Source organism: Neobacillus drentensis (assembly GCF_036966985.1).
GTDB lineage: Bacteria > Bacillota > Bacilli > Bacillales > Cytobacillaceae > Neobacillus > Neobacillus drentensis_E.
This window is the reverse complement of the sequence record NZ_JBALSN010000813.1, coordinates 1-1,239: the sequence shown is the minus strand read 5'-3', so window position 1 is coordinate 1,239 and position 1,239 is coordinate 1. Positions and strand designations below refer to the sequence as shown.

Sequence of the window (1,239 nt, the reverse complement as noted above, 5' to 3'; positions counted from 1 at the left end):
GTTAAAAGAAAGACTGGCAATATTGCTGTCGTGGTTCCGCGTGGTTCATATATTTTGAATAATCCATTTTTTTCGACGATTTTAGATGGGATAGCGAAGGAATTAGATGAGACTGAATTCAATATGTTGATGTCATTTACATCTGTACAGCAGCAGCGATTACTTGAAACGCAGGCTGTAGATGGTGCCATTTTATTTTCTCCAAGAAATGAAGAATTGAGCATGGATTGGTTAAAAAGTTTAGCTATTCCCATTATCGTTGTCGGAAGTTACTTAGAGGATTCTCCATTTCCATGTGTCAGGCCTGATGATGAAGAAGGTGTGTGCCAATCTGTCACGTCCTTATTTGATAAAGGTCATCGAACCATTGGACTGGTCAATGGTCCAATGAGTTCGATGCATAGTGTGAGGTATTACAAGGGGTATGAGCGTACACTGAAAAGTTTAGGATTAACAATGAACAAAGAGCTTGTGTTTGAGTTAGATGAATTTGATGGGGGAAAAGTAGTAGAAGTGGTTTCTCAATTTCTCCAAGGAAACCAGCACATGACTGGAGTTGTTTGCTCTTCAGATTTTTTGGCGATAGGGGTCATGAAAGCGGCAGATATCGCAAATGTGTCAATACCTCATGATTTGTCTGTCGTTGGTGCTGATGATGTGCCCATTGCAAGTTTTCTAACCCCTTCTTTATCTTCTGTTCATGTTGATTTAGTTGGAATGGGAAGAAAAGCGGTTTCTTTACTAACGCAGTTATTAGAAGGAGAACAGTTAGAGAAGATGGAACATATCTTCCCGATGTACTATGTAGATCGTGGCACCACGGGAACGCCAAAAAAGAAATGATAGATGCTGAAAACTCATATGATCGCTTTAGAATGTCTCTTCATTTAAAATGTAAGCGATTTCTTTTGTGCTCATCAGCATGTACTTTTGCATCATTTCCTCTATTAAGGAGGAGATATCATGACGTTAGAACTCAGCGGAAATTCAAATTCTCATGATGATCAAGTTGTTGATAGAGCTTCACAACTATTGACTAGGATGGAAAGTGTACCTTTTTCGAGATGGCATTTAAAACCTCGTATCATTATGGGATCTGCTACGTTTTTTGATGCTTTTGATGCGCTATCTTTAGCGTTTGTTCTCCCAGTTCTCATCGGCATGTGGAATTTATCACCTGCTCAAATTGGTCTTCTTATTGGGTCTGGTTATATCGGACAAGCGATTGGTGCTATTTTC

General features: G+C 39.3%; 1 protein-coding gene and 1 pseudogene. Both read left to right on the top strand.

All coding sequences use genetic code 11. From position 1 onward, the window contains the following. A partial coding sequence (locus tag V7659_RS31970; RefSeq protein WP_335543981.1) for a LacI family DNA-binding transcriptional regulator occupies window positions 1–843 on the top strand: 843 nt, incomplete at its 5' end. A gap of 120 nt (window positions 844–963) precedes the next feature. Continuing rightward, a pseudogene (locus V7659_RS31965) lies at window positions 964–1,239 on the top strand (MFS transporter); the annotation flags it as partial.